This window comes from Sinorhizobium mexicanum (assembly GCF_013488225.1).
GTDB lineage: Bacteria > Pseudomonadota > Alphaproteobacteria > Rhizobiales > Rhizobiaceae > Sinorhizobium > Sinorhizobium mexicanum.
The window spans coordinates 68,364-91,168 of sequence record NZ_CP041241.1; the positions used below are offsets into that span (position 1 = coordinate 68,364).

At 63.7% G+C, this 22,805-nt stretch carries 16 protein-coding genes, 1 tRNA gene and 1 pseudogene; 16 read left to right on the forward strand and 2 right to left on the reverse strand.

Annotation, left to right across the window (positions count from 1 at the left end; translation table 11 throughout):
- Window positions 1-483: 483 nt before the first annotated feature.
- The 8 genes and pseudogenes from fdnG (at window position 484) to FKV68_RS24535 (ending at window position 10,550) form a co-directional block, all read left to right on the forward strand.
- Window positions 484-3,570, forward strand: a complete 3,087-nt coding sequence (fdnG, locus tag FKV68_RS24500; protein WP_180943126.1) for a formate dehydrogenase-N subunit alpha — start codon at window positions 484-486, stop codon at window positions 3,568-3,570.
- Between the two features lie 13 nt (window positions 3,571-3,583).
- A complete protein-coding gene (fdxH, locus tag FKV68_RS24505) occupies window positions 3,584-4,525 on the forward strand; it encodes a formate dehydrogenase subunit beta (protein WP_180943127.1) in 942 nt (313 codons plus the stop codon).
- On the forward strand, window positions 4,522-5,229 hold the full coding sequence (locus FKV68_RS24510; protein ID WP_180943128.1) for a formate dehydrogenase subunit gamma: 708 nt from the start codon (window positions 4,522-4,524) through the stop codon (window positions 5,227-5,229). Before fdxH ends, FKV68_RS24510 begins: the two co-directional genes overlap by 4 nt.
- A gap of 99 nt (window positions 5,230-5,328) precedes the next feature.
- Window positions 5,329-6,243 carry a formate dehydrogenase accessory protein FdhE gene (fdhE, locus tag FKV68_RS24515; protein WP_180943129.1) on the forward strand — a complete coding sequence of 305 codons (915 nt, stop codon included), beginning with the start codon at window positions 5,329-5,331 and terminating at the stop codon, window positions 6,241-6,243.
- Between the two features lie 19 nt (window positions 6,244-6,262).
- A complete protein-coding gene (gene selA / locus FKV68_RS24520) occupies window positions 6,263-7,675 on the forward strand; it encodes an L-seryl-tRNA(Sec) selenium transferase (protein ID WP_180943130.1) in 1,413 nt (470 codons plus the stop codon).
- A gap of 59 nt (window positions 7,676-7,734) precedes the next feature.
- Window positions 7,735-8,499, forward strand: a complete 765-nt coding sequence (locus FKV68_RS24525; RefSeq protein ID WP_180943892.1) for a tetratricopeptide repeat protein — start codon at window positions 7,735-7,737, stop codon at window positions 8,497-8,499.
- Window positions 8,496-10,331: pseudogene (selB, locus tag FKV68_RS24530) on the forward strand (selenocysteine-specific translation elongation factor); the annotation flags it as partial. The gene FKV68_RS24525 and the pseudogene selB, both read left to right, overlap by 4 nt.
- A gap of 123 nt (window positions 10,332-10,454) precedes the next feature.
- Window positions 10,455-10,550 (forward strand) — tRNA-Sec (locus FKV68_RS24535).
- A gap of 98 nt (window positions 10,551-10,648) precedes the next feature.
- Here FKV68_RS24535 and uxuA read toward each other — a convergent pair.
- Window positions 10,649-11,836 (reverse strand): mannonate dehydratase, encoded by a 1,188-nt coding sequence (gene uxuA, locus FKV68_RS24540; protein ID WP_180943131.1) that lies wholly within the window; start codon window positions 11,834-11,836, stop codon window positions 10,649-10,651.
- Between the two features lie 60 nt (window positions 11,837-11,896).
- Window positions 11,897-12,619, reverse strand: coding sequence for a GntR family transcriptional regulator (locus FKV68_RS24545; protein WP_180943132.1), 723 nt, complete (start codon window positions 12,617-12,619; stop codon window positions 11,897-11,899).
- A 93-nt stretch (window positions 12,620-12,712) separates the two neighbouring features.
- On the opposite strand from FKV68_RS24545, the gene uxaC reads away from it, so the two are divergent.
- From uxaC to FKV68_RS24585, 8 genes are all read left to right on the forward strand, one after another.
- Window positions 12,713-14,113: a glucuronate isomerase gene (gene uxaC, locus FKV68_RS24550; protein WP_180943133.1), complete on the forward strand. Its 1,401-nt coding sequence runs from the start codon at window positions 12,713-12,715 to the stop codon at window positions 14,111-14,113.
- Between the two features lie 107 nt (window positions 14,114-14,220).
- Entirely contained in the window at window positions 14,221-15,396 is a 1,176-nt protein-coding gene (locus FKV68_RS24555; RefSeq protein ID WP_180943134.1) for an ABC transporter substrate-binding protein, read from the forward strand.
- Between the two features lie 360 nt (window positions 15,397-15,756).
- Entirely contained in the window at window positions 15,757-16,833 is a 1,077-nt protein-coding gene (locus FKV68_RS24560; protein ID WP_180943893.1) for an ABC transporter ATP-binding protein, read from the forward strand.
- The gene (locus tag FKV68_RS24565) at window positions 16,830-17,708 is read left to right on the forward strand and encodes an ABC transporter permease (protein WP_180943135.1); all 879 of its coding nucleotides are present in this window, start codon (window positions 16,830-16,832) and stop codon (window positions 17,706-17,708) included. The genes FKV68_RS24560 and FKV68_RS24565 overlap by 4 nt, the downstream gene beginning before the upstream one ends.
- 57 nt (window positions 17,709-17,765) lie before the next feature.
- Entirely contained in the window at window positions 17,766-18,608 is an 843-nt protein-coding gene (locus FKV68_RS24570) for an ABC transporter permease (protein ID WP_180943136.1), read from the forward strand.
- Window positions 18,608-20,068 (forward strand): mannitol dehydrogenase family protein, encoded by a 1,461-nt coding sequence (locus FKV68_RS24575; protein ID WP_180943137.1) that lies wholly within the window; start codon window positions 18,608-18,610, stop codon window positions 20,066-20,068. Before FKV68_RS24570 ends, FKV68_RS24575 begins: the two co-directional genes overlap by 1 nt.
- Window positions 20,069-20,362: 294 nt before the next feature.
- Window positions 20,363-21,610: a glycosyltransferase family 2 protein gene (locus tag FKV68_RS24580; RefSeq protein WP_180943138.1), complete on the forward strand. Its 1,248-nt coding sequence runs from the start codon at window positions 20,363-20,365 to the stop codon at window positions 21,608-21,610.
- A 108-nt stretch (window positions 21,611-21,718) separates the two neighbouring features.
- Window positions 21,719-22,744 (forward strand): ABC transporter substrate-binding protein, encoded by a 1,026-nt coding sequence (locus FKV68_RS24585; protein WP_180943139.1) that lies wholly within the window; start codon window positions 21,719-21,721, stop codon window positions 22,742-22,744.
- Window positions 22,745-22,805: the final 61 nt, after the last annotated feature.

The following is a 22,805-nucleotide window of genomic DNA, read 5'->3' on the forward strand; positions in this document are numbered from 1 at the left end:
CGTGCGCCGTTTTGCCGGCACACGGCGCGTGCTGAATGCTGCGAGAAATAGGTTGGGCGCAGGTCGAAACGGTCCACTCCCCCGGGGACGGCGAAAACGACAGCCAAGTGCGCAATGCCCCGAACCTCGGGAGCGGCGTGCAAGCCCATAATGTTATTATGGTTGATCCGGGTGAGCGCGTCAATTTGCGGGAAAACAGTCGCCAGCAACGATCAAGTGGGGCTCACGGAGACGTGAGAGAAAATGCCCGAACATGGATGTGGTCCGATTGTGTTCGCCGCCTTTAATACACGCGCGTGTCAATTTAGATGTAAGTGGAATATCATGTTCGCGATTTGAGTTCTTATCGATTTGACAATGGGATAGGGAGGATTAAGATTTAAACTTGCAGGGCCGATTTTACGTCTTTCTCGTCAGAGAGGCGGACCCAAGTTTTCCGGCATGCCCTCGTCGGCAAGGCCGGTTTCAGGGAGGTGTCATGTTATGAACGTGGAACTCTCGCGGCGCCAATTCCTGGGTGCCGTCGGTGCCGGAGCGGCGGCTACGGCGCTCGGATCTCTGGGCTTCGGTGAGATCGAGGCCGCTCATGCCGCAGCGATCCGCCCCTTCAAGCTCGTGAGCACGACCGAAACCCGCAACACCTGTCCGTACTGTTCCGTCGCCTGCGGCGTCATCATGTATTCGAAGGGCGACCGGACGAAGGGCGAGCGGGCTGAGATCATCCATCTAGAGGGTGACACCGACCATCCGACCAATCGCGGTACGCTCTGTCCGAAGGGCGCGGCGCTGCTCGGCTTCGTCAATTCCGAAACACGGCTGAAATATCCGATGATCCGGAAACCCGGCTCGGACAAGTTCGAGCGGGTCAGCTGGGACGAGGCCCTTGACCGGATCGTCCGCCTGATGAAGGACGACCGCGACGCCAATTTCATCGAGAGGAACGAGGCCGGCGTGCCGGTGAACCGGTGGATAACGACCGGCTTCCTCGCAGCCTCGGCGACAACGAACGAAACCGCATGGGAGACCTACAAGGTCGTCCGCAGTGCCGGGATGCTGGTCTTCGACAACCAAGCGCGTGTCTGACACGGCCCCACGGTAGCCAGTTTGGCTCCAACATTCGGCCGCGGCGCAATGACCAACTCCTGGACGGACATCAAGAACACCGACCTGGTGATCATCATGGGCGGCAATGCCGCCGAAGCGCATCCGTGCGGCTTCAAATGGGTGACGGAGGCCAAGGCCAATCGCGGCGCGAAGCTGATCGTCGTCGATCCGCGCTTCACCCGCTCCGCGTCGGTCGCCGATTTCTATGCGCCGATCCGCCAGGGCACGGATATCGCCTTCCTGCTTGGCGTGATCAACCACTGCATCCAGAACGACAAGGTGCAGTGGGACTATGTCAAGGCGTTCACCAATGCCAGCTACATTGTCAAGGACGGTTTCGCCTTCAAGGATGGCCTGTTTACGGGTTATGACGAGGCCAAGCGCGATTACGACAAGTCGAGCTGGGACTATGTGATCGGGCCCGACGGCTATGCGACCGTGGACGACACGCTGGCGAACCCGCGCTGCGTATGGAACCTGCTCAAGGAGCACGTTTCCGTCTACACACCCGAAATGGTCGAGCGCATATGCGGCACCCCGAAGGACAAGTTCCTGAAGGTGGCCGAAATGATCTCCGAATGCTCGTCGCCGACCAAGGTGATGACCTCGATGTATGCGCTCGGCTGGACGCAGCATTCCAAGGGCTCGCAGAATATCCGCGCCATGGCGATGCTGCAGTTGATCCTCGGCAATATCGGCATGCGCGGCGGCGGCATGAATGCGCTGCGCGGCCATTCGAACATCCAGGGCCTCACCGATGTCGGGCTGATGTCGAACCTGCTGCCGGGTTACATGACACTGCCGACCGATAAGGAGGCCGATCTCGAGAGCTATATGTCGACGCGCGGCTTCAAGCCGCTCAGACCCAACCAGATGAGCTACTGGCAGAACTACAGAAAGTTCTTCGTCAGTTTCCAGAAGGCGATGTGGGGCGCGGCGGCGACGCCGACAAACAATTTCGCCTATGACTGGCTGCCGAAGCTCGACCTGCCTGGCTACGACATGCTGCGCGCCTTCGAGCTCATGAACCAGGGCAAGATGGCGGGTTACTTCTGCCAGGGGTTCAATCCGCTGCTTGCGGCCCCGAACCGGAAGAAGCTGACGGATTCGCTGTCGAAGCTCAAATTCCTCGTCACCATGGACCCGCTCGACACCGAGACGTCGCGGTTCTGGGAGAACCATGGCGAGTACAACGACGTCGATCCTTCCCAGATCCAGACGGAGGTCATCCAGTTGCCCTCCACCTGCTTCGCCGAAGATGAGGGGTCGCTCACCAATTCCAGCCGCTGGCTGCAATGGCACTGGCCGGGCGGCACGCCTCCAGGCGAGGCAAAGAACGACAACTGGATCATGGCGCAGATCCATATGCGGCTGAAGGAGCTCTATCGCAAGGAAGGCGGAAAGTTCCCGGATCCGATCGTCAATCTCGACTGGGCCTATGCCGACCCGAACGAGCCGACGGCGGAAGAGCTCGCCAAGGAGCTCAACGGCAAGGCGCTTGCCACCGTTTATGATACCGCCGACCCGACAAAGGTGCTGGCGGAGGCTGGCAAGCAGTTGCCTGCTTTCGCGGCGCTGCGGGACGACGGCTCGACCTCGTGCGGCTGCTGGATCTTTTCCGGCTGCTTCAACGAGAACGGCAACAACATGGCGCGTCGGGACACCTCGGACCCGGATGAAACCGGCGCCTATTCCAAATGGGCGTTCTCGTGGCCGGCGAACCGCCGCATCCTCTACAACAGAGCCTCGGCCGACATCAACGGCAAGCCGTGGGATCCGAGCCGCAAGCTGATCGAATGGGACGGCGCGAAATGGGCAGGCTACGACGTGCCCGATATCCTGCCGACGGCGAAGCCTGCCGAGGTTGGGCCGTTCATCATGAACCCGGAAGGCGTCTCGCGCCTTTTCACCAGGGGCATGATGCGCGACGGTCCGTTCCCGACGCATTACGAGCCGTTCGAATCCCCGCTCGGCAATCTTGTTGCGCCGAACATACGCGGCAATCCCGCGGCGCGGGTATTCAAGGGCGATCTTGAGCAGTTTGCCGAGACCGCCTCGAAAGAGTTCCCCTATGCGGCGACGTCCTACCGCCTGACGGAGCACTTCCACTACTGGACCAAGCACGTCCACGTGAATGCCGTGCTGCAGCCGGAGTTCTTCGTCGAGATATCGGAGGAACTGGCGGCCGAGAAAGGCATCACCAGGGGCGGCTGGGTGCACGTCTGGTCGAAACGCGGTTCGATCGAGGCCAAGGCCCTCGTGACCAAGCGGATCAAGCCTCTGATCTGCGACGGCAAACCGGTCCACGTCATCGGCATACCGTTGCATTGGGGCTTTACCGGCGCGGCCAGGAAGGGTTTCGGCCCGAACTCGCTGACGCCGTTCGTCGGGGACGCCAACATCGAGACGCCGGAATACAAGGCGTTCCTGGTCAATATCGAGCCCATTGCCGGGCCGGTGGCTTGAGGAGGCTAGAACCATGTTCCCGCCCGTCCCAAATCCCAGCACCGGACCTCAAAACCCGAAGTTCGGCGAAAACGACCTGATGCGACGCTCGGCGTCGAACGTGACGCCGCCCGCCGAGCGCCAGACCCAAGTGGCCAAGCTCATCGATGTCTCGAAGTGCATCGGCTGCAAGGCTTGCCAATCCGCCTGCATCGAGTGGAACGACACCCATCCCGAGATCGAGGAGAACAGGGGCGTGTTTGAAAACCCGCACGACCTGACGCCGGACATGTTCACGCTGATGCGGTTCACCGAGTGGGAGAACCCGGAGACGAACAATCTCGAATGGCTGATCCGCAAGGACGGCTGCATGCATTGCGAGGATCCGGGCTGTCTCAAGGCGTGCCCCGCACCCGGCGCCATCGTGCAATATTCGAACGGCATCGTGGACTTCGTCCACGAGAACTGCATCGGCTGCGGTTATTGCATCAAGGGGTGCCCGTTCAACATTCCGCGGATCTCGCAGGTCGATCACACGGCCTACAAATGCACGCTCTGCTCCGACCGCATCGCCGTCGGCCAGGGGCCGGCCTGCGCCAAGGCATGCCCGACCCAGGCGATCGTCTGGGGCACCAAGGAGGAGATGAAGAAGCATGCCGAAGGGCGCATCACCGACCTGAAGTCCCGCGGCTTTGCCAATGCCGGCCTATACGATCCGCCGGGCGTCGGCGGCACGCATGTCATGTATGTGCTGCACCATGCCGACAAGCCGGAGATTTACGCCGGTCTTCCCAACGACCCGAGGATCAGCCCGATCGTCGAGGCCTGGAAGGGGATCACCAAATATGCCGGCCTCGCCGTCATGGGCGTCGCCGCGGCCACCGGCTTCCTGCACTACATGGTCAACGGCCCGAACCGCGTTACCGAAGAGGACGAGGAGGCCGCTGAGCGGCTCACGGGAGATCGTTCCTCATGAGTACCACCACGGAAAATGACACCGGCAAGAGCAACAGCGTGCATGCCGGCAAGCCTGTCACGGTGGATCGTTACACCGGAGGCGCGCGGATCAATCACTGGATCACCGCCGGCAGCCTCGTGCTGCTCGCGCTTTCCGGCCTCTCCCTCTTCCACCCGCGGCTTTTCTTCCTCTCGGCGCTGTTCGGCGGGGGCCAACTGGTGCGCGCCATCCACCCGTGGATCGGCGTCGTGCTGTTCTTCAGCTTCCTCGGCCTGTTCCTGCGTTTCTGGAAGCTCAATCTCTGGAAACGCGAGGACGGCACCTGGCTTGCACGGGGGCGCGATGTGCTGACCGCGCACGACGAACGCCTGCCCGAGATCGGCAAGTACAATGCCGGGCAGAAGCTCGTCTTCTGGTCCATGTCGATCCTGATCATCGTTCTGATCGCGTCCGGTGTCGTCATATGGGATGAGTATTTCGCGGCTTTCACCACCATCGAGCAGAAGCGATGGGCCGTCCTCGTCCACTCGATCGCCGCCATCCTCGCGATCAGCGTCTGGATCACCCATGTCTATGCAGCGATCTGGGTAAAGGGTACGATACGCGGGATGGTACGCGGCTCCGTGACCGGCGGCTGGGCTTGGCGGTACCACCGCAAATGGTTGCGCGAACTGGTCGCCAAGCCGCATGCGAAAGACGAAAAGACGACCGCAGCCGAATAGGGCGGGATGAGGAAAGTGTGGGCGGTTTTCTGCCCGCATCCCGCTCGAAGCCAAGTTTCAGGGTTATCACGTGGCCCGTCGGGTTCGTGAGGGAGTGTGATGAAACGCAAAGACGCAGCAGCGCCGGATCCCACCGCCATTGGAGATGTCTCGTCGCCGCCCTTTGCGTGCCTGCCCGATCCCGCTTCGCTTTTTTCCGCCCGATCACTGCGTTTTCGTCAACTGGCCGAAGCGAGCGAGCTTGCGCCCTATCTCAACTTCTTAGCGGGCCTTTCGCTGGCTCAACATGATATCCAGGCCGGCCTCCCGCCTGCCGACGGCCCGGACGCCGCCGCGCTCACACGCGCCCGAGAGTTCGAGATGCCGCCGATCCATCGCCATGGGATGGAGGGCGAAGCGCTCAACACGATATTCGACCGCCTGTTCGCAGCCGCTGACGCAATCGAGAAACCGGTGCCGGCCGCCGCCGCGCTGGCACGCGTCGCCGCCGCCGATCGGCAAGAGCGTCTTGTCATGGCCGATGCCGTTCTCTCCGGCGCGTTGCCCCCGGACGCGATTGCGGAACACATTTTCGTCTGGGCGGGGCTTCAGGTGCATTTCGCCCGCCTCGCGTCGCTTCTCGACGCCAAGAAACTGACGCCCGTCGCCGACGGCGTTTGCCCGTCATGCGGCGGCAAGCCGGTATCGTCCATGGTCGTCGGCTGGCCGGGTTCGCACGGCGCGCGGTTCTGCTCCTGCTCGCTGTGCTGCACCTACTGGCACTATGTCCGGATCAAGTGCTTGCTTTGCGGCTCCACCAAAGGAATCTCCTATCGCGAGATCGAGAACCAGGGCGGGACCGTCAAGGCCGAGACCTGCGATGAATGCCATGGCTGGACGAAGATTTTCTACCAGAACAAGGAGCCGGCCGCAGAACCGGTTGCCGACGACGTTGCAAGCCTCGGCCTCGATCTCCTGATGCGCGATGGGCCCTACCACCGGGGCGGATTTGCGCCGCTTCTGGCCGGTTTCTGATGCACCGGGGAGGAATGTAATGGATGCCAATGTCAGGCTGCGTGACATCCCGTCGGTGGACGAGCTCCTGAGATCGGCCATCCTCGTCGAGGCGGTCGAATGCTTCGGCCGACCGGCCGTTACCGAGGCCCTGCGGAAAGTCCTGGCCACGACCCGGGACGATGTGCGCAAAGGTGGAGAGCTTCCCCCTGCGGACGCTATCATCACGAAAGCCGTCGCCGCGCTCGAGGAGAACGATCGATCGACGCTCCGCCCCCTGTTCAACCTGACGGGAACGGTGCTCCACACCAATCTCGGACGGGCGCTACTGGCCGAGGCGGCGATCGATGCCGCGACGGCGGCGATGCGCGAGGCGGTGGCGCTCGAGTTCGACCTTGCGAGCGGTAAACGCGGCGAACGAGACGATCACCTGCGGGCGCTCATCTGCGAGCTGACCGGCGCGGAGGATGCGACCATCGTCAACAACAACGCGGCGGCCGTGCTTCTGGTGCTGAACAGTCTCGCGGCCGGCAGGGAGGCGATCGTCTCGCGCGGCGAGCTGATCGAGATCGGCGGTGCGTTCCGCATGCCGGACATCATGTTGCGCTCCGGCGTCCGCCTCGTCGAGGTGGGCACCACGAACCGCACCCACGCGAGGGACTATCGCGACGCCATCGGTCCCGAAACGGGCCTGCTCATGAAGGTCCACACCTCCAATTATCGCATCGAAGGCTTTACCAAGGAGGTCGGGGCGCGGGAGCTTGCGTGCATTGCGCACGAGCGCGGTCTGCCGCTCGTCAACGACCTTGGTTCGGGGACGCTTGCCGATCTCGAGCGTTTCGGACTTGCCCATGAACCGACAGTTAGCGAAGCGGTGTCCGACGGCGCCGATATCGTCACCTTCTCTGGCGACAAGCTGCTTGGCGGACCGCAAGCCGGCTTCATTGTCGGCCGCACAGCCTTCATCGAAAAGATCAACAGCAACCCGATGAAACGCGCGCTGCGGGTGGACAAGATCCGCCTGGCGGCGCTGGAAGCGACGCTCAGGCTCTATCGCGACCCGGATCGCCTGAGCGAGCGTCTTCCGACGATGCGACTGCTTTCCCGTCCGAAGACGGACATCGGCGATCAGGCGGCGCGGCTGGCATCTGTGGTCGAGCATGCGTTGAAGAGCGCATGCCGCGTTTCCGTCGTAGATTGCGAAAGCCAGATCGGTTCCGGCGCCCTGCCGCTCTCCACGGTGCCAAGCGCAGGGCTCGCCTTGACGCCGCATTCGGGCAGCGGGCGCACGCTCGCCGACCTGGCCGCGGCCATGAGGTGTCTGCCGATGCCGGTCATCGGCCGCATCGAGCGCGGGTCGCTCATCCTCGATTTGCGCTGCCTCGAGGACGAGGACGGTTTCGTCGCCAATCTCGCCCATCTCGATCCGCCGGGAGAAGGACCGTCGTCGTGAGTCTTTTCAGCCGCTTTCTGCGAAGAACGACCGTGAGCGATACCTCCGACGACGCACCGATGGAGAAGGCGCTCGCCGCTGCCCGTAGCGGCGACTACGAGACTGCACTTGCGATCTGGATGCCCTTGGCGCGGGTGGGAAACCCGCGGGCGCAGAACAATATCGGCGCATGTTTTGCCGGCGGACTGGGCGTTGCCCGCGATGCCGAGCTTGCCTATCGCTGGCTCAGTCTCGCCGCCGAGGCCGGCGATCCGGTCGGTGAGCGCAACCTCGCCTCGCTGCTCTTCAAGGGCGAGGGGTCCGCACCCGATTATCAAAGGGCGGCGGCGCTCTACCGCAAGGCAGCCGAACAGGATGACGCCGAGGCTCAGGACATGCTGAGCTGGATGCTTCTGGAGGGCGAGTTGGTAGAGCCCGACTTTGCGGAAGCGCACCGCTGGGCGCTCGCTGCCGCGAAGAACGGTTCCGCAGCGTCGATGACGCGGCTAGGCATGCTCTATCACAATGCCATCGGCGTCGCGCGCGATCCGATCGAGGCGGTCTACTGGTGGGGGCTTGGCGCGCGCGCCGGCGACGCCGACGGGCAGGCGATGCTTGGCGCGGCCTATCATCTGGGACGCGGCATCACCCGCGATCCCGTCGAAGCCTTCGCCTGGCTCTTGAGGGCGCGTGAAGCTGGCAGCGCGCTGGCGACGCCATTTTTCGACGTCGTGCGTGACGGGCTCAACGCGGAGGAACTGACGGAGGCCGAACGCCGCGCTGCGATGCCGCTGTCCGAGACGGCGGATCCATCCCAGCCGGCCAGCGAGAGGAAAGAAACGTGATCGTCGGCACCGCCGGTCATATCGACCATGGCAAGACGTCGCTGATCGGCGCGCTGACCGGTGTCGACACCGACCGGCTGAAGGAGGAAAAGGACCGCGGCATTTCGATCGACCTCGGCTTTGCCTACATGCCGGTCGAGGGCGCGGAGACGCTCGGCTTTGTCGACGTCCCCGGCCACGAGAAATTCATCCACACCATGCTGGCCGGCGCCGGCGGCATCGACTTCGTGCTCCTGGTGGTCGCAGCCGACGATGGCGTAATGCCGCAGACCCGCGAACATCTGGCGATCGTCGATCTTCTCGGCATCGAACACGGCATCGTCGCCATCACCAAGGCCGATCTCGTGGCGGAAGAGCGCCTTCAAGAAGTCGAACGGCAGATGCGGGATGCGCTTGCCGGCACGGCGCTTGCCGATATTTCGATGATCCCGGTTTCGGCGCTGTCGGGCAGGGGCGTGGCGCCGCTTCTTGACGAAATAGTCGGTGCGGCACGTCGCTTCGCGCGACGGCAGGCAACCGGGCGCTTCCGGCTGGCCGTCGATCGCTCCTTCACCATCCAAGGCGTCGGCACGGTCGTCACCGGAACCGTGCTTTCAGGACAAGTGTCGGTGGAGGACCATGTCACCGTCAGCCCCTCCGGCCTTAACGCCCGGGTGCGATCGATCCATGCGCAGAACAGGCCAAGCGAAACCGGCCGCGCCGGCGATCGCTGCGCGCTCAATCTAGCCGGTCCTGGCATCACGAAAACGGCGGTCGGTCGCGGCGACATGGTCTGCGACCAGCATCTGCACGCGCCGACGAGCCGGATCGACGCGACGCTGCGTGTGCTCGGCTCTGAACCGAAGCCGATCGGTCATTGGTTCCCGGTGCGGCTTCATTATGCCTCGGCGGAAGTCGGGGCCCGGATCGTCCTTTTGGCCGAAGAGCCGGTCGCGCCCGGAGCGTGCACGCTGGTCCAGCTGGTGCTGGAGCGGCCGATCGCGGCCGCGGCCGGCGACCGCTACGTTGTTCGCGACACCTCCGCCCGGCGCACGATCGGCGGTGGTCGGTTCCTGGATCTGCGCGCGCCGGCACGCAAGCGCCGTACCCCGGAACGGATGGCGCAACTCGAGGGCCACGCCCTGACCGGGCCGAAGCAGGCGATCGAGGCGCTGCTTGCCGCGCCGCCGTTTTATCTCGACCTCGGCGCCTTCGCCCGCGACCGGGCGATTGCAGCAACGGACCTGCCCGCGCTGACGCAAGCGCTAGGCGTCGTGCAACTGCCGCTCGAGGCGACGACGCTCGCCATGTCTCAGGCGAGTTGGGATAAATTCCGCAACGATATCCTTGCCCGGCTCAAGACCTTCCATGCCGACAATCCGGACCTCTTGGGCATGGGTGTCGAGCGGTTGCGCACGCAGGCGGAACTTCGTTTGCCGGTGCCGGCCTTTCGGGCCGCCCTGCAGGCCCTTGCGCGACCGGGAGAGATCGGGCTCGACGGAGCCTGCGTCCGGCTTGCTGATCATCGGGTGACAATGACCTTGGCCGACGAACGGCTTTGGCACGATATCGCGCCGCTGCTCGATGGAACCGAGCGGTTCCGCCCGCCACGCGTGCGCGATATCGCCGGATTGCTGGCGGTACCGGAGGCGCAGGTGCGCCGGCTCATGAAGCTTGGCAGCCGCATGGGCAAGGTGCACGAGGTGGCGCACGATCATTTCTTCCTGCGCGAAGTGGTGGCGGAGATGGTCGCGGTGATCGCGGAGATCAGTTCGGCCGCCGACAAGGGCTGGTTTACGGCGATGCAGCTTCGCGATCGCCTCGAAAACGGCCGCAAGGTCGCGATCCAGATCCTCGACTTCTTCGACCGTCACAGCGTCACGCTCAGGCGCGGCGACATGCGCCGTCTCAATCGCAACCGACTGGACCTTTTCGGCAATTTGTCGAATGGTGTCAGTGACAAGGCGGGTGTTTCAGGAGGAGATTCGTCCCCGGTGGGGCGTCCGGACTTCAAATCCGGGAGGGGTCGAGAGACGGCCTTTGGTGGGTTCGACTCCCACTCTCTTCCGCCATCATCCGGCTCGGCGGGAAGCTCCCGCTGACTACTGCATGATCCTTTAGATGAAACATACAGCAGTCAGACGACGCTTGGCGTTCGTTCGACGACCGATCATGTCGGCGGCGCGCCGAGCGCGTGAAGGATGCCGCGCAGTTCCGCAAGACCGCGCAGACGGCCGATCGCCGGATAGCCCGGCGTGACGGTCTTCTGCAGATCGTCGAGCATCCGGTGGCCATGGTCCGAGCGGAACACGATGGTGTCTTCCGCTTCCCGGCGCTTGTCTTCGGCAACGAGCTCCTTCAGGACATCGACCATCGAGACGTCGCCTTCGAGGTGCGCGCTTTCATGGAAGCTGCGGCCGTCGCCTTCGCGGGTGGTGGCGCGAAGATGGGCGAAATGGATGCGCGAGGCAAAACGCCGGGCGATCTTCGGCAGGTCGTTGTCGGCCCTGACGCCGAGGCTTCCGGTGCAGTAGCACATGCCGTTCGCTTCCGAGGGCACGGCGTCGAACAGCGCGGCGTAATCGGCTTCGGTCGAGGCGATGCGCGGCAGGCCGAAGAGCGGACGGGGCGGATCGTCCGGATGAAGCGTAAGCTTGACGCCGCGCGCTTCCGCCGCCGGCGTCACGGCCTCAAGAAATTCGATCAGATGCTGGCGCAGGCGCGCCGCGTCGATCTCCCGGTAGGCTGCAAGCCGCTCGCGGAAGGCGGGGATCGTCAGCGGTTCGGTGGTTGAGCCGGGGAGCGCGGACGTGATGATGCGGGTGATCTCGGCGATCTCCTCTTCCGGCATCGAGCGGAAGACCGCCTCTGCCCGCTCGCGGTCCTCCTGCGAGTATTCGCTCTCGGCGCTGGGTCGTTTCAGGACGAAAAGTTCGAAGGCCGCGAAGCGCTCGTGATCGAAGCGCATCGCGGTCGCGCCCGTCGGCGTGATGAAGTCGAGCTCGGTGCGGGTCCAGTCAACGACCGGCATGAAGTTGTAGCAGATGATCTTGATGCCGCAGGCGGCGACAGCCTCGAGACTGGCAATCCAGGCCTCGATCTCGGCCTTTGCCTTACCGCCCTTGCGCTTGACCAGATCGGGAATCGGTATGCTCTCGACGACTGACCACTTGAGCGGCGTACGGCCGGGAGGCGTGGTCTCGATGAGCGACTGGCGCTCGCGCACCGCCTTTTCGGTCCAGGCCTCGCCGATCGGCACCTGATGCAGCGCCGAGACGACATTGGTCGCGCCCGCCTGACGCACATCGTCCAACGTGACCGGCGCATCCGGCCCAAACCATCTCCAGCCTTGCCGCATATTGGTGTTCCTCCTGTCAGTCTTGAATCTTTTGGTGGGGTCGTCCGGGGCAGCCGGTGTTCAGCTGAAATAGCCCGGATAGAGAAGCCGCAGTTCGTCAATGTCGGGAATGACGGCGCTCAGGTGATGCATCATCGCGCCGCGCGCACGGTCCGTATCGTGGGCCGCGATGGCGTCGCGGATGGTCGTATGCTCCTCGATGACACTGTCCATGCGGCCGAGCACTGGCAGCGTCAGACGGCGCGCGCGGTCGATCTGCAGCTTTACCGTCTTCAGGATGTTCCAGATGCCCGGATAGCCGGCGACTGCCGAGATTGCCTCATGGAAGGCCTCGTCCTGTTCATGGAACTGCGATGGCTCGTTGAGCGTTGCGTGGACGCGCTGGCGGGCGATGATCGCATCGAGCCTAGCGATATCGTCGGCGGTGGCGATCTCGGCGGCGTGTTCGACCGTCGTGCGCTCCAGCGATTTGCGGATGACGACGGCTTCGGGAATGGCGGAGATCGGAATGCGCGACACGAAGGTTCCCGATTGCGGAAAGATTTCGACGAGCCCGGCTTCGGCCAGCCTTAAAAGCGCCTCGCGCACCGGCGTGCGGCTGACGCCGAATTCCTCGGAAATGCGCTTCTCCTGCAGCGCGACGCCCGGCTTCATCTGCAGCGAAAGGATCGCGGCATGGAGCTGCTCATAGATCGCCGACGCCGACGTCACCCGGCGAATCCTGGCGCCGCCTGACACCGCGAAAGTCGGCGAGGACACATCCGGGCGTTGGCGTTTCGACATGGAGGCGAATTCCATCTGTTGACTCGGTTTTGGATACTAGTATATCAATTCATTCAGGTTGCCAATATGGATGAGGGAAGGGAGGCCCCGGAAATGGCATTGCATCCCGATCGGTTGTTTCCGGTGGAGCCGGAGGTGCGGGCCATCGCCCGGCGCCTTTACGACGTTGTCGCTGGCCTGAAGATCATTTCCCCGCACGGCCATACGGAACCGGTCTGGTATGCCCAGGATCGGGCGTTCCCAGATCCGGCGGCGCTCTTCATCACGCCGGACCATTATGCGACGCGCATGCTCTATTCGCAGGGCGTCAGGCTGGAGGACCTCGGGGTCAGGAGGCGCGATGGTTCGGGTACCGCTCCCGACGGGCGCTCGATCTGGCGGCTTTTCGCCAAGCATTTCCATCTCTTTGCCGGCACGCCCACGCGGCTCTGGTTCGAGCATTCGCTGGAAGCCGTCTTCGGCATCACCGAGCGGCTGGGGCCGGCCAATGCCGACGCCCTTTACGATCGCATCGCCGAGGCGATTGCCACGCCACAACTGCGGCCGCGCGCGCTCTACGACAAATTCGGCATCGAAGTGATCGCGACGACCGACGGCGCGCTCGATGATCTTGCGCATCACGATGCGGTTCGCAGTTCGGGATGGCATGGCCGCGTCGTGCCGACCTACCGGCCGGACGCGGTGGTCGATGCCGAGGCGCTGGGCTTTGTCGAGAATGTCGGGAAGCTCCTTGCGCTGACCGGCGAATCCGCGACCTGGACCGGCTATCTCAACGCGCATCGCGCCCGGCGCGCCTTCTTCAAGGCACGCGGCGCCACGGCGACCGATCACGGCCACGCAACAGCCCGGACGGAAAACCTTTCGCCGGGCGATGCTGCAAGCCTGTTCGAGAAGGTCTTGTCCGGCAAGGCGGGACCCGCGGAGGCCGAAGCCTTCCGCGGCCAGATGCTGACGGAAATGGCGCGCATGAGCCAGGAGGACGGCCTCGTCATGCAGATCCATCCCGGCTCCTACCGCAACCACAATCCGTCGCTGTTTGCGAACTTCGGGCCGGACAAGGGCGCCGATATCCCGAAGGCAACCGACTATGTGCGTGCATTGAAGCCGCTGCTCGATGCGGTCGGGAACGACTCTTCGCTAACCATCATTCTCTTCACGCTCGACGAGACGGCTTATTCGCGCGAGCTGGCGCCGCTCGCCGGCCACTATCCGGCGCTGCGGCTCGGTCCCGCCTGGTGGTTCTTCGACAGCCCGGAGGGCATGCGCCGCTTCCGCGAGACGACTACGGAGACCTGCGGCTTCTACAACACCGTCGGCTTCAACGATGATACCCGCGCCTATCTGTCGATTCCGGCGCGACACGATATGGCACGCCGGGTGGATTGCGCCTATCTCGCGCAGCTCGTCGCTGACCACCGCCTCGATGAGGAGGAGGCGCACGACCTTGCGCGCGAACTTGCTTACGGGCTCGCCAAGCGGGCGTATCGCTTGTGAGTCAACACAAGGTGCTGCAGCGACCTTTGCGCGTCCGATGAGACGCGCGGCGTTGCAGGGGCCGGCCGCTCGGGAGACGTCCGGCATAACGATGGAGGAGAATGAGAATGAAGATCACACGCAGAAATTTTGTCGGCGGCGTTGCCGGGATGGCGGGGTTGAGCCTGATCCCCACCCGCGGCTTTGCACAGGCCAAGGCGCCGTCGGCTCCGGTCACCATCACCGTCGTCGACGTTGCCGGTAACCTGGCGCTGACGCAGGGCATGTTCGAGAACTACGCGGCGGCAAAGCCGGAATGGGTGTCGAGCTTCGCCTTCACCAAGGCGCCCGCCCCCGAGCTGCCGTCGAAGATCAAGGCCCAGCAGGCCGCCGGCAAGGTCGATATCGACCTGGTCCTCACCGGCACCGACGCGCTTTCCGCCGGACTCGACCAGGGGCTCTGGGTGGATCTCTCCGCGCACAAGGCGAGCCTGCCGAACCTTGAAAGCATCCTCCTGCCGCAGGCCTTCAAGATGCAGGCTCTCGCGAAGGACCAGGGCGTCGTCATCACCTATTACCCCTCCGGTCCGCTGATCGAATACATTCCGGAGCGCGTCGCGACGCCGCCGAAGACGGCCGCCGAACTGCTCGAATGGACCAAGGCCAATCCGAAGCGCTTCATGTATGCGCGCCCGGCCAACTCCGGTCCCGGTCGCACCTTCCTGATGGGGCTTCCCTATCTCCTCGGCGACAGCGACCCGCGCGATCCGGTCAACGGCTGGAGCAAGACCTGGGAGTATCTGAAGGCGCTCGGCGAAAACATCGAGTATTACGGCACCGGAACCACGCAGGTGATGAAGGAGCTCGGCGAGGGCACCCGCGACATCGTCGTCACCACCACCGGCTGGGATATCAACCCGCGCGTGCTCGGCATCGTTCCGGCCGAGGCGAAGGTCGGTACCCTCGAAGGCTTCCACTGGGTGACCGATGCGCATTATGCGGTCATTCCGAAGGGCGTGTCCGAGGAAAAGGTTGCCGTCCTTCTCGATGTCATCAACTTCATTCTGCAGCCGCAGCAGCAGGCGATCGCTTTCGACGAGGGCTATTTCTACCCGGGTCCGGCGGCGAAGGGCGTGACGCTCGACATGGCGCCGCAGGAAAGCCAGGATGCCATCGCCGAGTTCGGGCGGCCGGAATACGAAGACTGGATCGCCAACAACCCGCTCGAGGTTCCGCTCGAGCCGGCGAAGCTCGTCGATGCGTTCCGCATCTGGGACGAACAGATCGGCGCATCGAAGGGCTGATCGATTCTAACAAGTTGGAGCGGGATGCGGGCGGAAAACCGCACACACTTTTCCTCATCCCGCTCTAATCAACCGGATGCGACGCCGGCGAGCCGTCGGCGCCGCATCCAAACGCTATCGGCCGGGCAGACACCGCCACCAGAAGAATGGGTGTCGTGACGATCCCGCTGCAGCGCCGCCGCATGTCTTTTCAGACGCGCAGAGGCACGCTGCGGCACTTTGAATTGCTGGATGTTTTCGGCTCCGACTTGGGGAAACGTGCAGTGGGTCGGCAACCGGAAAGCGCACCATGAATAGGAGAATACCTTGACCCTGCCGGTTCAAAACCCAAGACAGGCTCCCTCGCAGCAACAAAGCGAGTTGAAAAAGGGCGAGTCAAGACAGGGCGCGCGTCTCGAGCTTGACGGCCTGCGTCGCTCGTTCGGCTCTTACAACGCGCTTGACGGCATCGATCTTGCGATCGAGCCGGGCGAATTCATCGCGCTTCTCGGACCCTCGGGCTGCGGCAAGTCGACGGCGCTCAACTGCGTTGCGGGCCTTCTGCCGCTGACGGGCGGCGAAATCCGCCTCGGCGGCCAGCGCATCGACCAGCTCGAACCGGAAAAGCGCGGCTTCGGCATGGTGTTTCAAAGCTACGCGCTCTTTCCGCACATGACCGTGCGCCGCAATGTCGGTTTCGGCCTTACCATGCAGGGTATCGGCGGTGCCGAGGCGGACAAGCGGATCAACGACGCGCTCAACCTCGTCCGTCTCGGCTCGCAGGCCGACAAGCTGCCGGGGCAGCTGTCCGGTGGCCAGCAGCAGCGCGTCGCCATTGCGCGCGCGGTCGTCATCCGGCCTCCGGTCGTGCTCATGGACGAGCCGCTCTCCAACCTCGATGCCAAGCTTAGGCTCGAGATGCGCGCCGAAATCCGCGGCATTCACGACCAGATCGGTTCGACCACCATCTATGTCACGCACGACCAGGACGAGGCGCTTTCGCTCGCCGATCGCATCGTCGTGATGAGCCAGGGCCGCATCATGCAGATCGGCACCCCCGAAGACCTCTACCAGCGCCCCGTCCATGTCGACGTGGCGGATTTCATGGGCTTCCGCACCCGGCTTCCGGGGCGGGTGCTGTCGGTCTCCGGCAGCGAGGCGGAAATCGAGGCAGCCGGCGCACGACTCACGGGCACAATGCGCCAGCCGCTGAAACCGGGGGACGCCGCCATCCTTTCCGTGCGCCCGGAAGATCTCGTCGCCGTCGAGGATGGAGACGGAGTTCAGGTCACGGTGAGCAGCATGGAATATCGCGGCCGCGCCTTCTTCGGCATGGCGCATGGCGCTGACGGCTCGGAACTCTATTTCCGCGCCGATCATGCGCTGCCGCGCGGCGCCGCCGCAAAGCTGCAGCCGGCCGCCGGCCGGGCGCTTCTCTTCAAGGGGCAGGCGGCATGAACAGGCCTTCCCTTCGGTTGCGGCTTGCCGCCCGCGGTTTCGACGCGACGACGCTGCTCGTCCTGCCCGGACTTGCGGTGATGCTCGCCCTGTTCGTCTATCCGTTTGTCTACGGCATCGTCGATTCGCTGATGCCGCGCGAGGGCGTCTGGTATGCGAACTACATCCGCTTCTTCACCGACCGCTTCCAGTTCGCGACGATCGGCGCGACGCTCTGGCTCGCTCTGCCGGTGACGATCGTCAACATGGCGCTGGCGCTGCCGATTGCCTTTCGTGTGCGGCTGATGAGCCGGCAGCGGCTGTTGACGACGATCCTGGTACTGCCGATCACGCTCGGTACGGTCTTCGTCGCCGATGGCCTGTTGACCTTTCTCGGTCCGCAGGGCTGGTTCAACCGCACCTTGATCCTCGTCGGCCTGCTTGACGCGCCGGTGAAGCTCACCAACAACTACTGGGGCGTCTTCGCGTCGCTGCTGATCACCGGATTCCCGTTCGCATTTCTCCTGACGCTCTCCTACGTGACCGGCATCGATCCGGCGATCGAACAGGCGGCCGCGACGCTCGGGGCCGGACCGCGGCAGCGCTTCTTCCGGGTCTTCCTGCCGCTGCTCGTGCCGGGCCTCGCCGTCACCTTCTGCCTCGCCTTCGTCCAGGCCTTCGCGGTGTTTCCATCGGCCGTGCTGCTCGGTGCGCCGGCCGGGCCGACGCGGGTGATTTCGATCGCCGCCTACCAGGCCGCGTTCGAGCAGTATGATCACTCGATGGGCTCGGCGATCGCGATCATCATGGGCCTCGTCGAACTCGTCGTCGTCGTGGCAGTGCTCGGCCTGCGTACGCTCTTTTACCGTGGCCCCGCGGGCGGCACGAAGGGGTAAGGCGATGCACTTCGACGTTTCAACGACATTCTTCCTTGAACTAGAAAAGGTGACGCCATGATCCGTGACCAGGGCCTTGCCTCCAAATTGTGGCGCTTCGCCGTGTGGGCGCTCGCCGGCCTATTCGTGCTGAACCTCATCGGTGTAATTGCCGCCGTGGTGATGAACTCCTTCGCCAGGCGCTGGCTCGGCACCTGGCTGCCGGCGGGCTGGACGACGCGCTGGTACTTTGACGCCTGGAGCGAGTTCCAGCTTTCGAGCGTAGTTCTCGTCACCTTTCAGGTCGTCTTCGCCGTCGTTCTCATTTCCGGAATGATCGGCGTCATCACCGCCTATGCGCTGGCCCGGCGGGACTTTCCCGGCAAGCGTGCGGTCATCCTGCTCTTCCTGCTGCCACTCCTCATCCCGCCGCTCACCTATGGCATTCCGCTGGCGACGGTGCTTTACCAGATCGGTCTCGGCGGTTCGTTCTGGGGCGTGGTGCTAATCAATCTCGTGCCCTCGCTGCCCTTCGTTATCCTTGTCATGATCCCGTTCATCGAGCAGATCGATCCGCGCATCGAAGCCGCCGCGCGCGTCTTCGGCGCGGGCACCGGCAGCCTCTTCCTGCGCATCCTGCTGCCGCTCCTGCTTCCGGGCATGCTGGCGGCGCTGCTCCTCGTCCTCGTGCGGACCATCGCGATGTTCGAGCTCACCTTCCTGATCGCCGGGCCGACGAGCCAGACGCTGGTCGTGGCGCTCTATTACGCGGTCTTCGCCTCCGGCGTGCGCGCCAGCCAGTCGATCGACGCGATGGCGGTCGTCTATATGGTGACGACGCTCTTCTGGCTGGTCCTCGCACTACAATTCGTCAGCCCGACGCAGATCGTCGCGCGCGCAAAACAACAGCAGGCTTCATGATGCGGCTCTCACGACAGACACTCGACCGGTTGCCGGCTGCCGTAAAACGGCCGGAATACGACCCGGCCCGGCTTGCCGTCGGTATCGTCCACCTCGGCATCGGCGCGTTTCACCGGGCGCATCAGGCCGTCTTTACCGATGCGGTGCTCGCAGAGGATCCTTCCTGGGGGATCTGCGGCGTCTCGCTGCGCAGCCCCGAGACGCGCGCCGCGCTCGCGCCGCAGGACGGGCTCTATACGCTCAAGGTCCAGGATGGCGAGCGCGAGGAACTGCAGGTGGTCGGCAGCGTCGTCGAACTCCTCTGCGCGCCGGAGGATCCGGAAGCGGTGCTTGCCCGCTTGGCCAATCCGGCGACGCGGATCGTCTCTCTGACGATCACCGAGAAGGGTTATTGCCACAACCCCGCGACCGGCAAGCTGGATGAAGGCCATCCCGACGTCATCCATGACCTTCAGAACCCCGCGCGGCCGAGGTCGGCGGTCGGCCTTATCGTCGAAGCGCTCGCGCGCCGGACGAGCGCTGGCGTGCCCCCGTTCACGCTGCTCTCCTGCGACAATCTTCCGTCCAACGGCCACGTGCTGAAAAGCGTCGTGACGCGCTTCGCGGAACTGCGCGATCCGGCCCTCGCCAATATTCTGGGGCAGCTTGCCTCGCCGTCGACTATGGTGGACCGGATCGTCCCGGCGACGACGGAAAAGGACCGGTCGGACATTTCCGCGGCGAACGGCGTTGTCGATGCCTGGCCGATCGTGACCGAACCGTTCCGGCAATGGGTGGTGGAAGGCGACTTTCCACTCGGCCGCCCGGCCTGGGAGAAGGCGGGAGTCGTTTTCGTCGATGACGTCGCCGTCTTCGAGATGATGAAACTGCGGCTGCTCAACGGCAGCCATTCGACGCTCGCCTATCTCGGTTACCTCGCCGGTGCGGAAACGGTCGCCGACGCCATGGCGCTGCCGGGCATGGAGGCGCTGGTCGAAGGATTGATGGTCGACGAGGTGTCGCCGACCCTGCCGGCGCTGCCGGGTTTCGATCTTTCCGCCTATCGACAGGCGCTGCTTCAGCGGTTCCGCAATCCGGCGCTGCGCCACCATACATGGCAGATCGCCATGGACGGGTCGCAGAAGCTGCCGCAGCGACTGCTCGGAACCATCCGGGACCGCATCGCTGCGAAAGCGTCCTATGACCGACTGGCGCTCGGCGTCGCCGCCTGGATGCGGTACGCGCGCGGCATAGATGAACAAGCCAACGCCATCGATGTCCGCGACCCGCTTGCCGGCCGGATCGCCGCCGTGGCGCAACCGCTGCAACGGCCCGACGAGATCGTGGCTGCGCTTCTCCGCATCACGGAGGTGTTTGGCGACGATCTGCCGTCGGATGAAGCGTTCCGCGACACGCTCGTCCGGAACCTCGCCGGGTTGATGTCGGACGGCGCTGCAGCCGTCGTCAAATCCCACGCATGAAGCCGGCTGCATGGTTCCTCAAATCGGCTACGACAATTCAAAGTGCTACAGCGTCCTTTGCGCGTCTAATTAGACGCGCGGCGCTGTAGGCAAACATGCGGCAGCAAGGCTCACACAAGATCGCACCGGAATAAGTGTTCTCATCGGTTCTCTGCTTGCGAAGGCTGCGTAGGCTTTCGGAGAGCGGCCTCTCGATGGCGGGCAAGCGCCATCGACATGATTTAACTCTTTGAAACCACGCAATTCCGGACGGATACACACTTTTCTTGGAATTGCCCTAGCAGGAACACTTGGGTGGACCTCGTCAAGCTCAGCATCTGCATCCCGACCTATAACCGAGCGCGGTTTCTGGAGAATGCGCTCGGCCGCTTCGTCGAAAGCTACCAGATCCCGTTCAGCTTCGAGATCGTCATCTCCGACAACGCTTCCACGGACAACACGCGGGAAGTCGTCGAGGCGTTCGCCGGCAAGGGATTGCCGATCCGCTATTTCCGCCAGCTGGAAAATCGCGGCGTCGACCCCAATCTCTGCAGCGCCTTCCGCCACGCGGCCGGCGACTATGCGATCTATCTCGCCGACGACGACATGCTGGCGGTAGATGGTCTTGTCGAGGCCATCGCCTACCTCGACAGGAACCCGGAACTCTCCGCCTGTTTTGCGCCGTGGCATATTCATAACGAGGTCGAGGGTCGGGACACCGAACTTTTCTACAAGATCGATGCCGACAGCAAATTCGACAAGGACGACTTCGAGCGGCTTTTCGCTTTCATCGTCGAGCGGCACATCTTTCCCGAGATTGGAATCTATCGGACCGCGGCGCTGCGGACATCATGGCTGCCGCGCCATTTCGCCTATTGGGCGTTCTCCAATCTCGCGCATTTTCTCGAGCGCGGCGGCGTCGCGTTTCTGAAGAAACCCTTCTACCGGCAGGTCGTCCAATCGAAGCTGGGACGGGATCGCCCCCAGGCCGGCCACGACGAACTGCTGACCTCTTGGGACCGTTACCGGGGCGGCCTGGAGTATTTTCTCCACGTCGGAGCCAAGCGTGGAGCGCTACGCATGACACCCGACCGGCGCACGGCACGGGACGCGCAGATCAGGCAGTTCACGTCCGTCCGGATGGCGGTGGCGATGCGCATGTGGGCGGCCAAGAAAGAATACGTTAAGGCCTACGAAATCTATACACGCATGGCGCTTGCCGGATTCGAGCACCACCCGACGGCACGGCAACTGAAGGATTCCTTGCCGCTGATGGTGGCTGTGCAGACGCTTGCCTGGCAGGTCAATGCGGCTGCGGAGGTCAACCGCGTGGTCCTGCATGGCGTCGACAGTCCGTCGTCGCTCGAAGGCCTGCTGCGCGAACTGGGCTTGCGCCAGGACATCGCCGTCCTGGCCACGGCGCCAGAGCTCGAGGCAGACGAGATCGCGCGCACGGCCGTTTTCGTCGTCGCTGAAAACGATCGCCAGCAGTTCCTCGCGCAAGGTTATTCGCCGAACCTCGTTCTCTGCGAAAGCGACATCGTCGGCAACGTCGTGGTCTAGGCTGGGGCCACCGAGACCGGCGCCACCGCCAAGCGCGGCTGCCAGAACCTCATTGAAATAGATTATACTTTCTGGCTTCATGTCCTCCTTAAGATTTGGGAGGATCTTATGAAAACGCTTATCGCAGTAGCGCTTGGCGCAGTTGCGTCCATTGTCATCTCGGCATCGGCAGTCAGTGCGGAGACCTTCAAGATCGGTCTCTCGAATGGTTGGGTCGGCAGCGAGTGGCGCACCCAGATGATAGACGAGGCCAAGGCCGCCGCGGCCGTGTGGAAGGACAAGGGCGTCGACGTCGAAGTCTCGGTCCAGAGTGCGAATGTCGACGTTCCCGGGCAGATCGCCCATATCCGCAACTTCATCGCCGAAGGCGTGGACGCCATCATCGTCAACCCGAACAGCCCGACCGCCTTCGACCCGATCTTCGCCCAGGCGAAGGAAGCCGGCATCCTGGTGATCGCGACGGACGCGGAAGTCTCGTCTCCGGATGCCCTCTATGTCGGCATCGACCAGACCGCCTGGGGTGCCGCCGGTGCGAAATGGCTTGCCGAAACGCTGGGCGGCAAGGGTAAGGTCGTCGCGATAAACGGCGTTGCCGGCCACCCGGCCAACGAGATGCGCGTGTCAGGCTACAAGCAGGTCTTCAAGGACTATCCGGACATCCAGATCGTCAACGAAGTCAACGCCAACTGGGATCAGGCGCAGGGCCAGCAGGCGATGCAGAACATCCTTGCCACCTATCCCGACGTGAACGGCGTCGTCGTGCAGGACGGCATGGCCGCCGGCGCCTGGAAATCGATCATGGACGCCGGCAAGACCGGCCAGATCGCCGCAACTGGCGAGATTCGCAAGGACTTCATCGACCTCTGGATCAAGGACAAGCTGAACTCCGGCGCGACCGTCAACCCGCCGGGCGTCATGGCGAGCGCGTTGAACGTCGCCGTGCTGATGCTGCAGGGCAAGGAGTTGAAGGAGCCCGCCAAGGCCGGCCAGTACGGCAACGCCCTCTACCTGCCGATCCCGTTCATCGACAGCAAGAACGTCGGCGATGCCGCAAAGCAGCTCGAAGGCAAGCCCGGCTACTATTCCTACACCAGCTCGCTTTCGATCGAAGACGCGGAAGCCCTCTTCAAGTGAGTGTTTCCAATGGTAGCGCGGGCCGAGTTTCGGCCCGTGCTTCCCTTCGCACTGTAACGGA